Below are 16,519 nucleotides of genomic sequence, written 5' to 3'. Positions count from 1 at the left end.
CTTTTGTAGTATAATGGTTTTGCATCTCAGAGTTCCTTTTAATGTGTTTGTGGTGAACTACATTATATCTCTCTGAGATGTTTTTGCATACTCTCAACTGGCTAACTTCATTTTAGAACTTTCTAAAATTTGGACTTTTGGTACTTTCAAAACTTTTTCAATAGATGATTTTCTTCATGCGTTTATTCTGGGATCAATCTGATCTACTTTAAAAAATACCGCTCTTTCGTTTTACCAGCACTTGTCTCAGATAGCGTGGGGGTTAGATTATCTCTTGGTTAGAAAAAGAGACACTTCTAAATGTACCGCTTCTAGGAACTATCTGCATGATTGATTAGGCAGTTATGTGCCAAATCATCACCGCTGTTTCAGCGAATGCTCACCTCTCAGATAGCTAAATACCCTACGAACAAAAGGCTCAGCGACCAGTCGATCATTAAAATTTGATCTGTCGTCCATGAGACCTTTCAACGTTTAGGACACAAACAAAGGAGACAACTACCAGCTTCTTTTACTGCTTCGGCATGATTAGCTCTTATCTTTTAAGATGAACGCCTTTGCAAATATCCTGATTTGATTATCTTGTCTACTCCTAGCCGAGAGGAAGTTGTCCGAACACACCTTGAAGTCTCTGGAAGCAAAAAGACAGAATCCCATTAGCACTCAAACCATGGGTTCTGTCCTATACTCTTATTCTTATTTCAATCCTTTAAGCCCAGCTTCCAAAGTAGCCTCGTTCAACTCTCCTGCGAAAACCTTGTTAACCGTGCCATCACTATTGATGAAGAGATGACTCGGAAAGGCTCTAAGGCCAAAAGAAAACGTCGCATTATCCTTTTGATCAAACAGCACAGGATAAGTTATGCCAGTTTTTTGGGCAACAGCCATGATGGTTTCTTGGTCTTCATCCAAGGCATTGGCGTTATTAAACTTAGCATCTTTCGGTGACGTTACACTCAAGAAGGCGTAGTCCTTGTTATCCTTATATTTTTGATAAACTTTTTCAAGATGCGGCATTTCTGCTAAGCAAGGTTTGCACCAGCTCGCCCAGAAATTAATATAAACTTTTTTACCCGCATAATCTTTCAGGGACACCTCTTTGCCATCCTTGTCCATTAGTTTCAATTCAGGTGCTTTTTCTCCCTCAACCACCGATTGCGGGGCGCTGCCTCCTTGGTTTCCTTCCGTTCCTTGATCTGGCGCCGTCGTTTGTGTAGCTGCTGATGACATGGATTTGGTCTCTGTTGACTTCGCCGTGCTACAAGCTGTCAAGAAAAGACCACAGAGGCAAGCACTCAATACTAAAGATTTTTTAAACATCGTTGTTCTCCTTTTATTTTAATAAATGTGTTAAGTTAGCAAATAGACCAGTTAAGATAGACAAACCAATTAGGATAAGCAACACTCCTGAAATTATCTTCGTATAATGCAACAAGCGAGTTTGCTTTTTAAAATAATCCAACACCTTTTGAGAAAAAATAGCTACCAAGATAAAGGGCAGGATAAAACCAATGCAGTAAACTGATATGAGAAGAATACTCCAAATCCCTGAATGACTACTTGCATAGAAGAAAACACTGGCTAGAATCGGACCGATGCAAGGCGTCCACGAAAAACTAAAGGTAAAGCCCATGAGGTAAGCAATGATGGGGGTTACTGTCTGTCCAGCTTGGTAGACCTTAGCCTTAGCAGAAATCTCCTTAGTCAGTGCGACCGACTTAATCACTCCTAACTGGAATAGGCCCATGAGAATAATTAAGACACCGCTAACGATTTGCACCACCCGGATATGTTGCGTCAAGAAGCGGCTCAAAAAGCTACTAGCAAAAGCGAGTAGGAAGAAGGTCGTAGCAATGCCTAAGACAAAAATTAAAGTATTATAGAGGACCCTCTTACGGTGTTTGGAGTCATAACCACCTTCACTTTGTCCTCCCAAAATCCCAATATAGATTGGTAGAATCGGCAAAACACAGGGAGAGAAAAAAGACAGTAACCCTTCCAAAAATAAGGCAAGTACCTTAACATGTTGAATCTCCATAATAACTCCTTTCTGTGAACACTCAATGAGTGTCGTTTTTGATAAATCCATTTTAACATTCAGATATCTCCGTTCTCTGTCGTCCATCTATTTTTTTCCTAATTTTAACAAGCTTAGTCAAATCCCCTTAACCGTTTGTAGTATAATTAAGGTAATATAACTGTTAAACTAAGTACAAGGAGTGATTATATGGCACGTATTTTATTAGTGGAAGACGATACCGTTATCAACCAAATTGTGACGGAATTTCTAAAAGAACACAACCACAGCGTTGTTTCGATCTTCGATGGTCAAAAAGCCTTGGAGGCCTTCGAGGAGGATAAATTTGACCTCATTCTTCTGGATATTATGATCCCTAGCATCAGTGGCTTAGAGGTGTTGAAAAAAATTCGCCAAACTTCTGAGGTGCCTATTATTATGTTGACAGCCATGGATGATGAATATACCCAACTCATCAGTTTCAACCAGACCATCAGCGACTATGTGGTCAAGCCATTCTCACCCTTGATCCTCATGAAACGCATCGAAAATGTCTTGCGTCAAACCCAAGCACCAAAGGAAATTCAGATCGGCCAATTAAGACTCGATATAGACAATTCAACAGCCTACTTTGACCAAGAAATGATTTCCCTAACCAAGACAGAGTACGATATCTTGGAGCTTTTGGCCAAACGTCGAGGAAATCTAGTGACCCGTGATAATCTGATGATGAGCATCTGGGGTTATAGCGAACTGGACAGTCGCGTCCTTGATAACCACATCAAAAACATCCGTAAAAAAATACCCGACCTTACTTTAACGACCGTTGTCGGAAGGGGCTATAAGATAGAGGACACTATACATGGGGATCACTAGAAAAAGTTTCATTAGCCTAAGTGTTACCATTTCCTTAATCACTCTGTTCTTTATGGGGATTCTTTACTTTACGCTTCCAATTTATTACAATCAATCCAAAAAAGAAGAGTTGCATCAAGATTTTAACCAAGTCGTTCATCAGCTGAACCGCAAGAGTCAAACCGATATTGTCAACCAATTGGAAATACTGGATCAAAGGCACTTCCGAATCTTCTTCTCTCTGTCTGATGCAAAGGGAAATCTGATTTATCCCGGTCAAGAGCAGCTGGATAACTTTAACGGTATTGACCCACAAACCTTATCGGATGCTGAAAATGACGAAGTTGGTTTCTGGACAGCGAGTCTAGTGAGCGACGAAGGGAAACTGTTAATCTTGTCGGGAGAATACAGCTTTCCATCCTTAACGACCATTAGCCAGACCCTGCTGACCATGTACCCATTCGTGATTCTCCTCTTTATCATAATTGTCGGCATCGCTGTCTGGATTTATAGCCGCCTATCCACCAAGCGCATCAAGGATATCTCCCTGCAAACCCGCCAAATGCAGAGCCTCGAAAAAGGACTGGCCTGTCAAGTATCTGGCCAAGATGAAATCGCTCATCTGGCTCAAGACATCAACAGCCTCTACGATCATCTGCTTACCAGCATCGAACATTTGGAACAGGAAAACCAAAGAACTCTCCTCAGGGAAAAACAAAAAATGGACTTCCTACGCATGACTTCCCACGAACTCAAAACACCTATTACCAGTATGACGGGAATGATTGAAGGCATGCTTTACAATATTGGTGATTTTAAAAATCGTGATAAATACCTCGAACTCTGCCACCAAATTTTAAAGGATCAAGCACAGATTGTCCAATCCATCCTAGAAGCATCTAAGCTGGACCTAATCCTCAAACCCGAGCAGGACACTTTCTCACTGGAAAAACTCTTGACAGAGGCCTTACCAACCTACGAAGGGATCGCTGCAGTAAAACAGTTGCAGTTTGACGTCCACTTAGAGCCTCTCACCATCTCGGCTCATCAACTCTATCTCGAAAAAGCCATTAAAAACCTTCTTGACAATGCTTTTCGTTACACTCGTCCTGGAGGCAGGGTGAAACTGAGTCTCACCCATGGCCAACTCAGCATCGCCAACCAAGCCGAACAGCTTTTAGAAGAGGATCAGATTGAGCAGGTTTTCCAGCCCTTCTATCGTCCAGACTTCAGCCGTAACCGTCAAGACGGTGGAACAGGACTCGGCCTTTATATCGTTGAACAGATCCTCTCCAAGCACCGCTTGATTTACCAGTTTAAACGCCAAGACGACTACATGGTCTTTACCATTGATTTTGCAAACTTGCTCAAGCATCCTAACCTTTAAAACCAAGCACAACAAAAAAGGTAGCTTTACCAATACCTAAAGTCGTACTCGTCATATACATCTGTGAGCAGGAGATTTCGTCCCAGTCTACAGAAAAGCACTGATCAGAAACAGCATGAGTACAGGTTACTCATCATGGATAATGCCATGTGGTATAAATCATAGATTGAAAAGGCAAACCTTTTCTGTACAATTTTTATAAAGTGTTTTTGTTAAGCGATTACTCGCTTAGCCATAGGTGTTTGATAGTTGAGACTACCGTGAATGCGGTTATGATTCCACCAGTGGACATAGTCCTTGTTTTTCAGGGTTAGTTCTTCGAGTGAATGGAAGGTTTCTTGGTTGATAAACTCCAGTTTGAAAGAGCGGTAGGTGCTCTCGGCGACGGCATTGTCATAAGGACAGCCCGCTTGACTGAGGGAACGGGTGATTCCGAAGGCCTCCAGCATGTCATCAATCAGCTGATTATCAAACTCCTTGCCACGGTCAGAATGAAATAGCTTGACTTTGGTCAGAGCATAAGGAATGCTCTGAATGGCTTGTTTGACGAGTGTTGCGGTCTTCTGCCAACCGACTAACAGACCGATGATTTCACGATTAAAGAGGTCAATCATCAAGCAAACATAAGCCCATCGCTTGCCAACACGGACATAGGTCAAGTCAGTGACAAGGACTTCCAGTGGCTTTTCTTGGTTGAATTGTCTGGCTAAGCGATTTGGAATAGGGGCTTCGTTTTTCCCTTTAGACTGTGGCTTGAAGCTAGCCTGCTGGTAAACAGATACGAGATTTAAGCGCTTCATGATCCGACGAATGCGGCGACGAGATAAGATAATCCCATCTGAGGCCAGACATTGCTTGATCTTTCGGGCACCGTATCTCGATTGGCTCTCAAGGAAAATTTGTTTTACCTTTTCTTCAAGCGCCGCTTCAGATACTGGCTTTGTAGCTCTGTAGTAATAGCTGGAACGCGGGAGATTCAACCACCGACACATGGCTGAAATGTTGTACTTATCCTTGTTAGCAGTGATTATTTCTCTTTTCGTGCCATAATCACCGCTGTCTGCTTTAGGATATCGACCTGCATTTCAAGTTCTTTGTTTCGCTTTCTAAGAGCTATCAGCTCCCGCTGTTCATCGGTGAGGTTATCAACCGTTTTAAATGAACCCGTTGTTTTGGCCTGTTTCACCCATTTGTCAAAGGTGGAGGGGGTGTTAGATCATATTCTTTGATCAGCTCACTTCGTTTCATCCCTGCATTGTAAAGATCAACGATTTGTTGTTTAAAGTCATCTGTAAAATGACGGCGTATTTTTCTAGACATAGAGTTCTCCTTTTTCTTTAGTGTAGAACACTTTATTCTTCTGTCTAGTTTAGTGTAACCGATTCAATATAACCTATTCAATCAGATAGCGCTGACGATGAAGAATAAGATAAGGAGAAAATGATGAAGAAAATTAAAGCACTTTTACTGACACTTACAGCAGTACTGTTACTTACTGCATGTTCCACTAGTAATCAAAGTTTAGATGGAACATATACTTACGAAGAAGATGGAAGTAGCATGACAATTACAATTGATGGCAAAGATGGTTCCCTTAGTATTGAAGCTGGTGACGGAAACGGTTCCCTATTTGGAGAAGACAGCATTAGTACTGACTTTAGTGTAGATAAAGAAAGTAGTACCTTTAACTTGGATGGTGAAGAACTAACGCACGTTTACACCCTGACTACCTAAACAACAAAATGAAGACCGTCAGAAAACGTCATAAAGAGCTAGCACATGCTACACCACACAGGAGCAACACTTGCTAAAGAAGCTGGTATGAGCTTAGAAGCCATTTCAGAGGCTCTGACCCATAGTAATACTGCCACGACTCAGATTTATGTCAATACTTCTAATGTCGTTCCTATGGCAGTTGGTGAATTTGCCCTGAAATCTCTAAAATAATAAGGTGAAAATAAGGTAAATTTTGAGATGAACTTTCCGAAAAACAACGAAAAAAGCACCCATGAGGTAAACTCTTGAGTGCCTTGAAACGTTGATATGACTGAATATTAACGTTTTGAGAATTGTGAAGCTTTACGAGCTTTCTTAAGACCTGGTTTTGGGTAGCAAAAGTAAAATATCAATAAAAGCTTATTAAATCAAGCTTTCAAAAGTAAGTTTCATTAAATTTAAACACTTATAGCCTAATCCTACAAACAATGGATTACCATTAGATTACCAAAAATTTGTTTTCGGAGCTTATGTAGTTGAGAAATGGATAAGCAAGTCGTCATAGAATGACTTGTTTTTTTATTCCCTGACTCGAGTTATTTTAGATACTAATCACTGCTCAATATTTATCTTTAATTCCCTAAAATTTACCGGTTCAAATGACTTTATATGCAAAATACCTTCTAGCTGTAATGGTAATTGCTTAGAGACCAACCTACCTATAAAAGGTTGACTTGGGGTAATAGAACGCTGCAGCATTCCAATTTGCATTTTAAATGCTTTCTCTCTACCATCACTTAATTTCTTATATGTTTCCCCTTGCATACTCCGATATATCGTTTCTGTTAAGGGACGAACTTCATATGAGTCAATTGGATTTTTGCAAACAAAACCAAAAGATGCATCACTTTCCACAAAATGTGTAGTAAAAATTTTAAACTCAACCTCATAAGTTGATATATATTTAATAGAAACTTGTAAATTCTCTATATCAGGTAAGGGTGTATATATCGAACTGCCACTTATCACACTTCGCATTTGTTCAATAGTATTATCTAATCCTTGACCAAATAAATCAATATAGTATACATCTGTTAAAATAGCTGGTATCTTGCAATCAGAAACCTTTATTGGGACAAATTTAACTCCCTCATAGAGCGACTTAGTTAGAGCCGCTTGCCATTCTTTTTTGACCATATTGCTATTCAAGCTATTTGATGATAGAAAATAAAAAAATGTTGTAACTTTTTCAAGTCCTTCATCCATTTTGCCTATAATACTATCTCCTGGTTGCATAGACCATTTACCATAGAAAATATTATCTCGTCCAAACTCAATCTCTAATCGTTTAGCAATCATATCTACTACATCTTGATCTCCGTGATTATAACTAATAAAAATCATCTCTTCCTCTTCCCCTTTCTCATCTAGATACTTTTAACCTAAATCAAACTTATCCAACATATTGAATAATTTGGTGTCCTAGCAACACTTGTATTCTACTGTATTCTTATTACTAATAGTATCCTGACTGCAATCATTGTCCCCTCAAATCGTTAGATCGAACACATGCTTGAGGGAAAAGCTGACGAACACTCCCCAAAAAGTAAAAGCGCAGCTTTAGTCAATTTACCACTGACCAAAAACGTCTAGCTTTGAGAATTTCCTCTGTGGAGGGCTCTGATAAATCAAAGTGACTTTTGAAATCCTGTACGATAGTTTCATCAATATCTTCCAATGTTGCATCTCAAGTTCTTTGGTTCGTTTTCTGAGTGCCTTCAGCTCACGTTGTTCATCTGTCAGATTATCAACAGTTTTAAAAGAACCCGTCGTTCGCGCCTGCTTGACCCACTTATCAAAAGTTGAGGGCGTTAAATCATATTCTTTGATGAGTTCACTGCGTTTCCTACCTGCCTTGTAAAGGTCAACGATTTGTTGTTTAAAGTCATCTGTGAAATAACGACGTGGTTTTCTAGACATTTGTATCTCCTGTTTTTCTTTAGTGTAGAACACTTTATAAAATCTGTCTAGTTTAGTATAACCTATTCATCGTATCAGTAAACTCTCTGTGAGACACCTTAGAAAAAGAACTCTACCTATTAGCAGAGTTTGAATATAGATTTCCCAATAAAGACTCAGTTCATCCTTAAAGGAATCACAACCAGTACAATAAATTGATTTGACTGGACAGTAATATTTAAATGTCCCTTCAATTTCATAGCCCGATCATAACTACTTTTTATCCCTATACCTTGCCTGTTAGGAGATTTTATAGACTTCATTCCATCGTAATTAACATCTACATTAGAATCTTTGATTGGATTGGCAACTTTGAAAACTAATTTATTATTCTTAAAACGTAACGCTATTTCAATCGATTCTTCTAAGCCATTACGTTCAACTTCTTCTATAGCGTTATCAAGAATATTACCAAGAATGGCACACGAATCAATGGCAATAGTACTTAAATCTAAGTTGTAAGGAATTTGCAAATCTAAATTATATGGAATACCTTCTTTTTTCATTTTAGATTTTTTCTGATTTAGCACAGCATCAATAGGTATACATCCTGTGATTTTACGATTAAATACTTCTTGTCCCAATATCTCTCTGGTTATCACCTTGATATTGTTATAATCACTACTATCTGCGTAAAAATCTATTGAGGAAACTATATTTTTTAAATCATGTCTAAGAGTTGCCAATTCTTCTTCTTGTTTTATAATTTCACAAGTCATACTATTTTCGTCAAAAGCTATTTTGTTTTTGATAATGTTATAATTTTTTTCGCTCAAATAATTATAAAGTACAATTATAACAATATTTATTAATAGTAAATAGCTATCAAATATAAGAACTTTATCTATAGGTAGTGAAACTTTATGTAGCAATAGAATGATGGACAACAGAGGAGTGACTGATAAAATACCGTACTCTATTTTATTCAAACCTAATAAATTATCTATCTTAAAATGCTTTAATCCAAGTATAAATAAAAGCGTTAATAGCATCAATAAAAATTGAACGACAAAAATAACAATCGCTCTCGTCTGTTGCGCATGATTCAACAATAACATTGTAATATCTTCTTGAATCAAAAACCAAAAAATCAAGAATAAGTAATGAAATATTTTTTTCATTACTTCCCCTGATAAAAAAAAGAACAGTATCAAGAACGTGAAAAACAAAGAAAAAAATTTAAAATCAATAATGGTATCGTGATTAACTGTTATAGACGTTCTACCAATGAAATAAACACCTAAAATAAAGCAATAGAATTTACCTTTAGGAATTCTAATAACAAAAAAATGCTGTAAATAAATCCAAATAATAAAGCTTTGAAACAGAAAAAGAGAAAGGAGGCCAATTGAATTAAATAAGTTAATCATAACCCAAAGCTCCTCTCAATAAACTGACTGTAAGCTGATATTACTATTTTCTTACGACTTCTACTAATGGTAATACAATCACTGTTTATCATCGTTACTTCACTTCGATTAAGTGATATAACATGATTCAAGTTAATCATAGTGCCGCTATTGACTCTGATAAAATGGGTTTGAGGCAGTCTTTCTTCAATTTCCGATATTTTCCCATAAAACGACACATTACCACCATCAACTAATTCAAGATGAATTTTTCTACCAAATTCAGAGTACAAGCATACGATATTATCTAAGTTTACCTGAAAATGCTCCATACCTACTTGATAAAAGAGAAATTTCTGCTTCGCGGTTAATTCCACAAGAACATCCCTAAGAACAGCTTCCAGTTTCTCAATAGATACCGGTTTTATTAAATAACGAAATGGTGATACCTCAAAACTCTCTAAGGCATATTGCTCATAACTTGTAACATAGATTAGGATGAAACTTTTATCCAAATTCCTCAATAATTTTGCAGTTTCAATACCATTGATGCCCTCCATTTCAATATCTAAAAATATCAATTGATAATTATCCATTTGTTCTTTCATTGATTTCACTAGACGATCTCCTTTATAGTAACCGTCAATCTCATATTGAACGTTAAACTCGTCAAAATATCTCGAAATCTGATTTTCTAAATTATTAACTTGTAAACTATCATCATCACAAATTGCTATTCTATACATCCGCTTCTATAAATCCCTTTTTGGAATATTATAGCACTCATAATGCTTTCTTTTCAAATCCTTTTATGGTAATCACCAATAATAAGATACAGATTAAGAAATAGCTCAACAAATGGATCATAGATAATCCAAATGAAAAATGATAATTAGCTACAACAAAAAAATATCCTGGAACAAATTTAGAAATAATAGTAACATATGACAATAATTGACATAAAAAGTAAACACCTAAACTTGCAAATGCAGCTACTATTGCCGAAACATATAATGATAAGTAAAAGGCTACACTAGCCAATAAAATAATAAAACCTAAATTTACCAAACTAATTATTATTGATTGCATATTTGTAGAATGCAACTCCCAAAAATTCACATAACCAAACTCACTTCGAGATAAAAAACAAATATACGTGATTAGTGATGATAAACAGTTCAGTACATATAAAAATAAAATTGATAAAATGACAACAATATACTTAGAAATAATTAACGTTTTCTTACTAGACACTCGATTTACTTCTAGTAAAATTTGCCCTCCTTGGATTTCTCCTCCTAAGATAAAGGAAGAAGTGTACAAGATTAATAATAATGGAATAGTTAATATCAATAAAAACGTCCACATCGTTGTAATAAAGGTAACTAAATCTAACTTAGCACCAATTTTCACAAAATCCCAATGTAAAAAAACACCCAATCCGTAAATCAATGACCACAAAGATAGCACCGCTAATACAATAAAATTTTTTCGTTTTAGTAATTTATATAGTTCTGCTAAAATGATTGATTTCATTTTGTCACCCCTTAAATAATTCTTCTATAGAATCGTTTATTGTGATATCATTTATTTCACCGTTATATTTGTAAATAAGCTTTAATGTTGAATTCAGTAGTGACATATCTTCTGGTAAAGTTATCTGATCTTCTTTCATATCAACCATATCTCTTAAACTATGTTCCAACTCTGGCACTAAATTCCCTAAAGTAATAACTATTTGATTTTCTCCTAATTTAGAATGTGTTTCAATTCTCTTATCATTTATCATGAAAAAATAGTCACAAATTTCTTCAATTTCATGTAACTGATGTGATGAGATTAAAATTGTAACACCCTTTTCTTGACGTAACTTTACAATATAATCAAGAAGGACTCTAACCCCCGTAGGATCCAATCCAACAAATGGTTCATCTAAAATCAAGAATTCAGGATCATCTAATAATGCTAGCGCTAAACCCAGTCTCTGCTTCATACCAAACGAATAAGATTTTACTAGCTTTTTACTGTTATCTAAACCAACAAATTTTAACAACCTATCAATTCGATCATCTAAATTTTCTTCATTAACCGTTGAAGAGTACATAGAGAATAATTTCAAATTATCATATGCAGAGAAATCTTCAAACAACCTACAATCTAGGAGGAAACCAATTTTATTTAATGCCTTTCTGTTAGTATGATAATTCGAATCACCTTCAAATTGAATATCACCTTCCGTTCGTGATGTGAGACCCAATATCATCTTCATTAGAGTAGTCTTCCCACAGCCATTTTTTCCAATCAGGCCAACTATATCTCCTGATTGGATGTCAAAATTGATATTAGTTAACACCTCTTGTGAACCAAACGATTTACTTAAATTACACGCTCGTAGTATTGTACTCATGAATATTACCTCCACTAGGTGCAGAATGAATTAAATATTTTATAGAAATTATCACAATTTTTTAGTAATACTTCGTATTTTTCCATTGCAGTAACTTCCCCATTTTCCATAAAAATTATGGAATCAAACCTTTGTAAAAATGACTGATCTAAATTGTGAGAAATCATTATGACCGTTTTTTCTGAACTTAAAAATTTATCAGCTATTAGCTTTGACGATTCTTCATCTAGAGCAGACTCAAATTCATCAACTAGTAATATTGGTCTATCCTCTAAAAACGCTCTAGCTATATTGACTTTTCTCAATTCTCCACCAGAAATATTGTCCCCATTTTCCGAAATCATTTGAATCTCTTTACTTTTATTGTTTAAATTAACGTCTCTAATTACCTCATCAATAGTTTTATCATCATAGCGTTCAAACAATGTAATATTATCTTTCAAAGTACCTTTAAAAGCAATACTATTTTGCGGTACATATGAAATCAATTTGGCGACATCTTCTAAATTACTAGCTTCTCCATCTATAAATACTCGTTCTTCAACATTACTTAACAAATTTAACATTAAGCGTCCAAATGTAGTTTTACCGCTACCATTTGGACCAATAATACAATATTTTTTACCATATTCAAGAGATAGATTAACACCACCCAAGAGCTTTTTATTATCTTTTGTGACACTATTAGTAGAAACCCTTATATTATCAAAACCTTTTTGATATACTTTTTTATCTAAAACAATCGATTGTTTTGAAAAAATATCTGACATTTCTTTCGTTATATCCTTACTAGCCAAAATATCAATAACTGAAGAACCAATCTGTTGAATGGGACCAACTATCAAATTTGAAATTTGTGTAACTGCAATCATCTTTCCTAGTGTCAATCCTTGATTCAACACTAAAAATCCACCAAAGCATAAACAAGAAATAATGATTACATACTGAAAAAAGCCACTGATTTGATTATACTCACCATTTTTTACATTTAACAATTGAGCATTCTTTTCAAATCTAAATAACTTCTCTTCAAATTTCTCAAAAAACGTCCGCTCCTTCTGAAAGGTCTTGACCGCCAGTATTCCTTGAAACATCTCTTTTATAAAATGTAGGTACTCTCCGCTTAGATCTGCATTTTCAGAAACTAAATCATTTAATTTTTTACCAAGTAACAAGGGAATCAGCATAGATACAATTCCTAAAGTAAATACAATCACGCAAATCAACGGGCTAATTTGGTATAAATAAACAGTCGCAATCATCAACACCAAAGTTGCTTGTATCATTGCAAAAATACTATCTAAATAATACTGTTCAATTAGCGATATTTTATAATCAAAGCAATTCAACTTTTCACCTGTAGTTGTTTCAGAAAAATCACAATAACCAAGCGATAAAAAATATTTAGCCAAATTTGATTTTAAATACAGATGAATATTCTTAGTAAGTACTGATTGAAGCCATATTACAAAAAGATTCAAGATATAGTTCACTATAAGAAAAACCACAAAGGAAAAAATTGCTAATTTAAACTTTGTAATATTTGATGACTCTAGGGAATCAATGAATTTTTGAATTATTGTAGCAAACGATACTTCAACTAATCCCAATATAAACGTAGAGATAATAAATACTACTATTTTATTTCGTTCTTCCCTTAAGACCCTTTTCATAGACATTCTCCCTAATTAGAAATAATTTCCGTAGCAACTTTATTATAGTATGTTTTAAATAATCGACAGTATGGATCTACTTTATCTACTACGTCAAATTTCAATTTTGAACGAGCTCTACAGCCTCCTCCACATAGATATCGGAATTGACATTGTGAACAACCCTCTATTTTATCTACATTCAATGATTTGAATAACCTTGCATTAGCAGACTTCTCTCTCATATTCTTTATTGAATCGTACTTTATATTTCCTATACAGTACTCATCATACATCAACATGTGGCACGGATAAACATTACCTTGAGTACCTATGGCAATCATTGAGGTACCAGCTCCACAGTAATTCCTAGCTACTAAAGTTTTATCCTCTAGAGCACTATCATTGATTGGTGCATCAGATTCAATCATAAATTCACTGATATTGATTAAATCAGTGTCATTAGGAAGATATGACATTAACTCGCCTTCAAAACACGCACTGAGAATACTGAAACTAATCGTTGTTCCTATTTCCTTTGCAAGTTTAACATACTCAAGGAGATTACTTGAATTCAAATGATGAATTGTTGGAATAATATTGACATTATTTCCCGATTCTTTTAACCAAGAAATTGACCGCATAATCTTGTCAAATATTCCTTTATCTCTGAGATATGGTTCACTATCCGAACAGTATGTATCTAATGAAACAGAAACAGTATCTACAAATTTTGATAGTTCTGAAAGTATTTTTTTATTAAAAATAGTTCCATTAGTTATTAATATTACATTTGGAATTTTAGCAACTATTTTAGCATATTCCACTATTTGAATAATATTTTTTCTTAATAAAGGTTCTCCTCCAGAGAATACTAGGTTTTGAATTCCGACATCAGAAAGTTGGTCAATTGCATTTAATATCTCTTCTGTGGATAGATCTTCACATCTATTTCTTCGCTCATCGAAAGAATAACAACCTACACAATGCAAATTACACTTATTAGTTAAATGTAAATAGGCAGTCACTGGGGGTTGCTCATTCTTAAATTCTACATCAGAAATGAAATCATTTTCTACAAGATAGGTAAAAAATTCTTTTTCTTCATCTGTTAAATCGTTACAATTTAATTGATGAGTTTTTACTCGTTTTAGAAATTCAATTGCTTGACTATCTACCCCAGCAACTATCCCGTTGCTAAAATTGAATAGTAGATACATTTCATCTGTTTTCATTACTGAAATATTATCATTTAGAAACATATTTCTCCTCAACTTTTCTTATAAAATAATTTTCAATAAGCATTAATAAAAATACAAATAGGCTAATAACAAAAAATGACGATAAACTCAAGTCTAATGAAATATTATTACCTACACTAGGATTAATTTTCATTGTATTTTCGACAAGGCTATTAAACACTTCCTTTGTCAACAATCGGTGAATTATCACCCAATTCACTAAAAAATGTACAATGGTTGATAATAAATAATATACTGTTGTACCTTTATTGAAGTGCCTTAAGAAAATAACACAACAATTTGAATACAAAATTGAAGGAAGAAGCATCAACAATATATAAAACGTAAACAAATTATAAGTTGAAATAAAATTATAATTGATGAATGTCAAAATAAGTAAGCAAAATAAAAATATTGAACCCAATTTAATTTTCATAAAAAACCTCTTCTAAAAAGTTACTAAAACATTATATAAAGCATGGATAATCGTTGGAATTCCAATATTATTAAATCTTATTCTGATAAATGCTAAAAATATTCCCAAAGGAAATCTTATCATTAGATTATCTAAAATAGGTTCCGATATATGACCTAAAAAAGCAAAGATAAGCGCAGTAATCACTATCGATTCTAAAATGTTATAAGAAGACTTCATCCTATCTAAGATAATCATTCTATATAATATTTCTTCAGAATAACCTATCAAAATAAAATGTAAAATCAATATAATGTTCTCAGGTATATTAACAAAGTAACAAATCAAAATACTTACTAAGGCCGATATAACAACAATAATATGTTTGGAAAAATTGACTTTACTTTTGAACAAAACTTTTTCCAAAAATATTGGCTGTACTACCAGAGCAAATATTGTAGGGGTACTTAATGATAACAGTATACTCTGAGTTTTTAAAAAAACTGAACAAAATAAGACATATAGTATCAAGCAAATATTTGAAATCATTACTTGAAATAAACACTGTACTAATATCTGGAGTTTTTTATTTTCTTTCATAGCATCTTTAAATAAAAAGTAGGCTAATTTAACATTAGCCTACCTAAACGATTGATTGTACATAGAAATTTTTGCAATAAGAAATAATTAAACATGATACTTCAGCAATCATTATTTTTAACAATTCCCATCACTACAAACATTTCTCTGTACTTCTCCGACACTCAAAAAGTAAGCTATACCGTACTCTTAATTTCTTTAATGTAGTGACCAATTGAAACTGAAACTAGTGCACCTACACTCACACAGCCTGCCTTTTTGGTTTTCTTTGTAGAAAATTTAAGCATGATAGCTTCCTCCTTTGAATTATTTCAACATCTCTGTTGATGGTTATAGTATACCTTAAATTATTAAGATTAAATTTCATTTGTATTATTCTGTTATTTTAAATGTAGTAAATGGTAAAATATTTTGTTTGATAAAATTTTTATTTTCTAGGGGGTTGGGGATTCTCCCCAAAATTAAAATAGAACCATCAGTCTAAAAGTGTCAGTCTGACCTTTATTGATGATTCTATTTTTACGATAGTGTGTATACACTGTCTGAGCTCGCAAAGACCTAAAATTATGTTTTTGTATCAATTCTAAATTCCCCGTGCCAGACACGGTGGCTGACATTGTCAGACAATCTTATACTTCTAAAATATTTGAATTTGCCATCAACATGAATTACATTGAGCGTAATCCCATGAGCAAGGTCATCATGCCAAAAATCAAAAAAACTGCCAGTGATAATGAACTGCACCCCAAAAGTTAGACACAAAATCTAACAATTGGGGTGCTTTTTGTATGAAATTAAGTTATGAAGATAAATTAACCATTTATCATTTGAAAAAACAAGGGATGACATGGACAAAGATTG

Annotated in this window: 13 protein-coding genes and 5 pseudogenes; 5 read left to right on the top strand and 13 right to left on the bottom strand. The window is 34.4% G+C overall.

The genetic code is table 11. The features are described from left to right. Positions 1-696: 696 nt before the first annotated feature. Both HF992_RS11155 and HF992_RS11150 read right to left on the bottom strand, forming a co-directional pair. Positions 697-1,230, bottom strand: coding sequence for a TlpA family protein disulfide reductase (locus HF992_RS11155; RefSeq protein WP_425505615.1), 534 nt, complete (start codon positions 1,228-1,230; stop codon positions 697-699). 103 nt (positions 1,231-1,333) lie between these two features. Then, a complete protein-coding gene (locus HF992_RS11150) occupies positions 1,334-2,038 on the bottom strand; it encodes a cytochrome c biogenesis CcdA family protein (RefSeq protein ID WP_168550086.1) in 705 nt (234 codons plus the stop codon). Between the two features lie 189 nt (positions 2,039-2,227). Here HF992_RS11150 and HF992_RS11145 point away from each other — a divergent pair, with 189 nt between their 5' ends. Beyond that, positions 2,228-2,893 (top strand): response regulator transcription factor, encoded by a 666-nt coding sequence (locus tag HF992_RS11145; protein WP_168550085.1) that lies wholly within the window; start codon positions 2,228-2,230, stop codon positions 2,891-2,893. Then, entirely contained in the window at positions 2,880-4,259 is a 1,380-nt protein-coding gene (locus HF992_RS11140; protein WP_168550084.1) for a sensor histidine kinase, read from the top strand. Before HF992_RS11145 ends, HF992_RS11140 begins: the two co-directional genes overlap by 14 nt. Positions 4,260-4,471: 212 nt before the next feature. On the opposite strand, the pseudogene HF992_RS11135 reads toward HF992_RS11140, so the two are convergent. After that, positions 4,472-5,579: pseudogene (locus HF992_RS11135) on the bottom strand (IS3 family transposase). A 123-nt stretch (positions 5,580-5,702) separates the two neighbouring features. Here HF992_RS11135 and HF992_RS11130 point away from each other — a divergent pair. Beyond that, positions 5,703-5,993, top strand: a complete 291-nt coding sequence (locus HF992_RS11130; protein ID WP_168550083.1) for a lipoprotein — start codon at positions 5,703-5,705, stop codon at positions 5,991-5,993. Beyond that, positions 5,966-6,206 (top strand): annotated as a pseudogene (locus tag HF992_RS11125) (site-specific integrase); the annotation flags it as partial. The gene HF992_RS11130 and the pseudogene HF992_RS11125, both read left to right, overlap by 28 nt. 381 nt (positions 6,207-6,587) lie before the next feature. Here HF992_RS11125 and HF992_RS11120 read toward each other — a convergent pair. The 10 genes and pseudogenes from HF992_RS11120 to HF992_RS12415 all read right to left on the bottom strand — a co-directional run bounded on the left by HF992_RS11120 (position 6,588) and on the right by HF992_RS12415 (position 15,607). Further along, entirely contained in the window at positions 6,588-7,379 is a 792-nt protein-coding gene (locus HF992_RS11120) for a toll/interleukin-1 receptor domain-containing protein (RefSeq protein ID WP_168550082.1), read from the bottom strand. A 176-nt stretch (positions 7,380-7,555) separates the two neighbouring features. Then, positions 7,556-7,722 (bottom strand): annotated as a pseudogene (locus tag HF992_RS12115) (ATP-binding protein); the annotation flags it as partial. After that, positions 7,716-7,955, bottom strand: a pseudogene (locus HF992_RS11115) (transposase); the annotation flags it as partial. The pseudogenes HF992_RS11115 and HF992_RS12115, both read right to left, overlap by 7 nt. A gap of 155 nt (positions 7,956-8,110) precedes the next feature. Then, a complete protein-coding gene (locus tag HF992_RS11110) occupies positions 8,111-9,364 on the bottom strand; it encodes a GHKL domain-containing protein (RefSeq protein WP_168550081.1) in 1,254 nt (417 codons plus the stop codon). Continuing rightward, on the bottom strand, positions 9,361-10,089 hold the full coding sequence (locus HF992_RS11105; protein WP_168550080.1) for a LytR/AlgR family response regulator transcription factor: 729 nt from the start codon (positions 10,087-10,089) through the stop codon (positions 9,361-9,363). The genes HF992_RS11110 and HF992_RS11105 overlap by 4 nt, the downstream gene beginning before the upstream one ends. A gap of 37 nt (positions 10,090-10,126) precedes the next feature. Next, positions 10,127-10,879, bottom strand: coding sequence for a hypothetical protein (locus HF992_RS11100; protein WP_168550079.1), 753 nt, complete (start codon positions 10,877-10,879; stop codon positions 10,127-10,129). Between the two features lie 4 nt (positions 10,880-10,883). Then, positions 10,884-11,750, bottom strand: a complete 867-nt coding sequence (locus tag HF992_RS11095) for an ABC transporter ATP-binding protein (RefSeq protein WP_168550078.1) — start codon at positions 11,748-11,750, stop codon at positions 10,884-10,886. Between the two features lie 14 nt (positions 11,751-11,764). Then, positions 11,765-13,423 carry an ATP-binding cassette domain-containing protein gene (locus HF992_RS11090; protein ID WP_168550077.1) on the bottom strand — a complete coding sequence of 553 codons (1,659 nt, stop codon included), beginning with the start codon at positions 13,421-13,423 and terminating at the stop codon, positions 11,765-11,767. Between the two features lie 11 nt (positions 13,424-13,434). Further along, positions 13,435-14,664: a radical SAM/SPASM domain-containing protein gene (locus tag HF992_RS11085; protein WP_168550076.1), complete on the bottom strand. Its 1,230-nt coding sequence runs from the start codon at positions 14,662-14,664 to the stop codon at positions 13,435-13,437. Positions 14,665-15,091: 427 nt separating this feature from the next. Beyond that, positions 15,092-15,607 (bottom strand): CPBP family intramembrane glutamic endopeptidase, encoded by a 516-nt coding sequence (locus HF992_RS12415; RefSeq protein WP_425505614.1) that lies wholly within the window; start codon positions 15,605-15,607, stop codon positions 15,092-15,094. 675 nt (positions 15,608-16,282) lie between these two features. Here HF992_RS12415 and HF992_RS11075 point away from each other — a divergent pair. Further along, positions 16,283-16,402, top strand: a pseudogene (locus HF992_RS11075) (site-specific integrase); the annotation flags it as partial. Between the last annotated feature and the right edge of the window lie 117 nt (positions 16,403-16,519).

Origin of the sequence: Streptococcus ovuberis (assembly GCF_012396585.1) — a bacterium.
Lineage (GTDB): Bacteria > Bacillota > Bacilli > Lactobacillales > Streptococcaceae > Streptococcus > Streptococcus ovuberis.
This window is presented reverse-complemented; position numbering and strand designations above follow the sequence as displayed.

Bases quoted from the DNA above. Each gene is read 5' to 3' on its own strand.
- HF992_RS11140 (WP_168550084.1), top strand. From the start codon at position 2,880: ATGGGGATCACTAGAAAAAGTTTCATTAGCCTAAGTGTTACCATTTCC.
- HF992_RS11095 (WP_168550078.1), bottom strand. From the start codon at position 11,750: ATGAGTACAATACTACGAGCGTGTAATTTAAGTAAATCGTTTGGTTCA.
- HF992_RS11145 (WP_168550085.1), top strand. From the start codon at position 2,228: ATGGCACGTATTTTATTAGTGGAAGACGATACCGTTATCAACCAAATT.
- HF992_RS12415 (WP_425505614.1), bottom strand. From the start codon at position 15,607: ATGATTTCAAATATTTGCTTGATACTATATGTCTTATTTTGTTCAGTT.
- HF992_RS11090 (WP_168550077.1), bottom strand. From the start codon at position 13,423: ATGAAAAGGGTCTTAAGGGAAGAACGAAATAAAATAGTAGTATTTATT.
- HF992_RS11105 (WP_168550080.1), bottom strand. From the start codon at position 10,089: ATGTATAGAATAGCAATTTGTGATGATGATAGTTTACAAGTTAATAAT.
- HF992_RS11150 (WP_168550086.1), bottom strand. From the start codon at position 2,038: ATGGAGATTCAACATGTTAAGGTACTTGCCTTATTTTTGGAAGGGTTA.
- HF992_RS11120 (WP_168550082.1), bottom strand. From the start codon at position 7,379: ATGATTTTTATTAGTTATAATCACGGAGATCAAGATGTAGTAGATATG.
- HF992_RS11130 (WP_168550083.1), top strand. From the start codon at position 5,703: ATGAAGAAAATTAAAGCACTTTTACTGACACTTACAGCAGTACTGTTA.
- HF992_RS11100 (WP_168550079.1), bottom strand. From the start codon at position 10,879: ATGAAATCAATCATTTTAGCAGAACTATATAAATTACTAAAACGAAAA.
- HF992_RS11155 (WP_425505615.1), bottom strand. From the start codon at position 1,230: ATGTCATCAGCAGCTACACAAACGACGGCGCCAGATCAAGGAACGGAA.
- HF992_RS11085 (WP_168550076.1), bottom strand. From the start codon at position 14,664: ATGTTTCTAAATGATAATATTTCAGTAATGAAAACAGATGAAATGTAT.
- HF992_RS11110 (WP_168550081.1), bottom strand. From the start codon at position 9,364: ATGATTAACTTATTTAATTCAATTGGCCTCCTTTCTCTTTTTCTGTTT.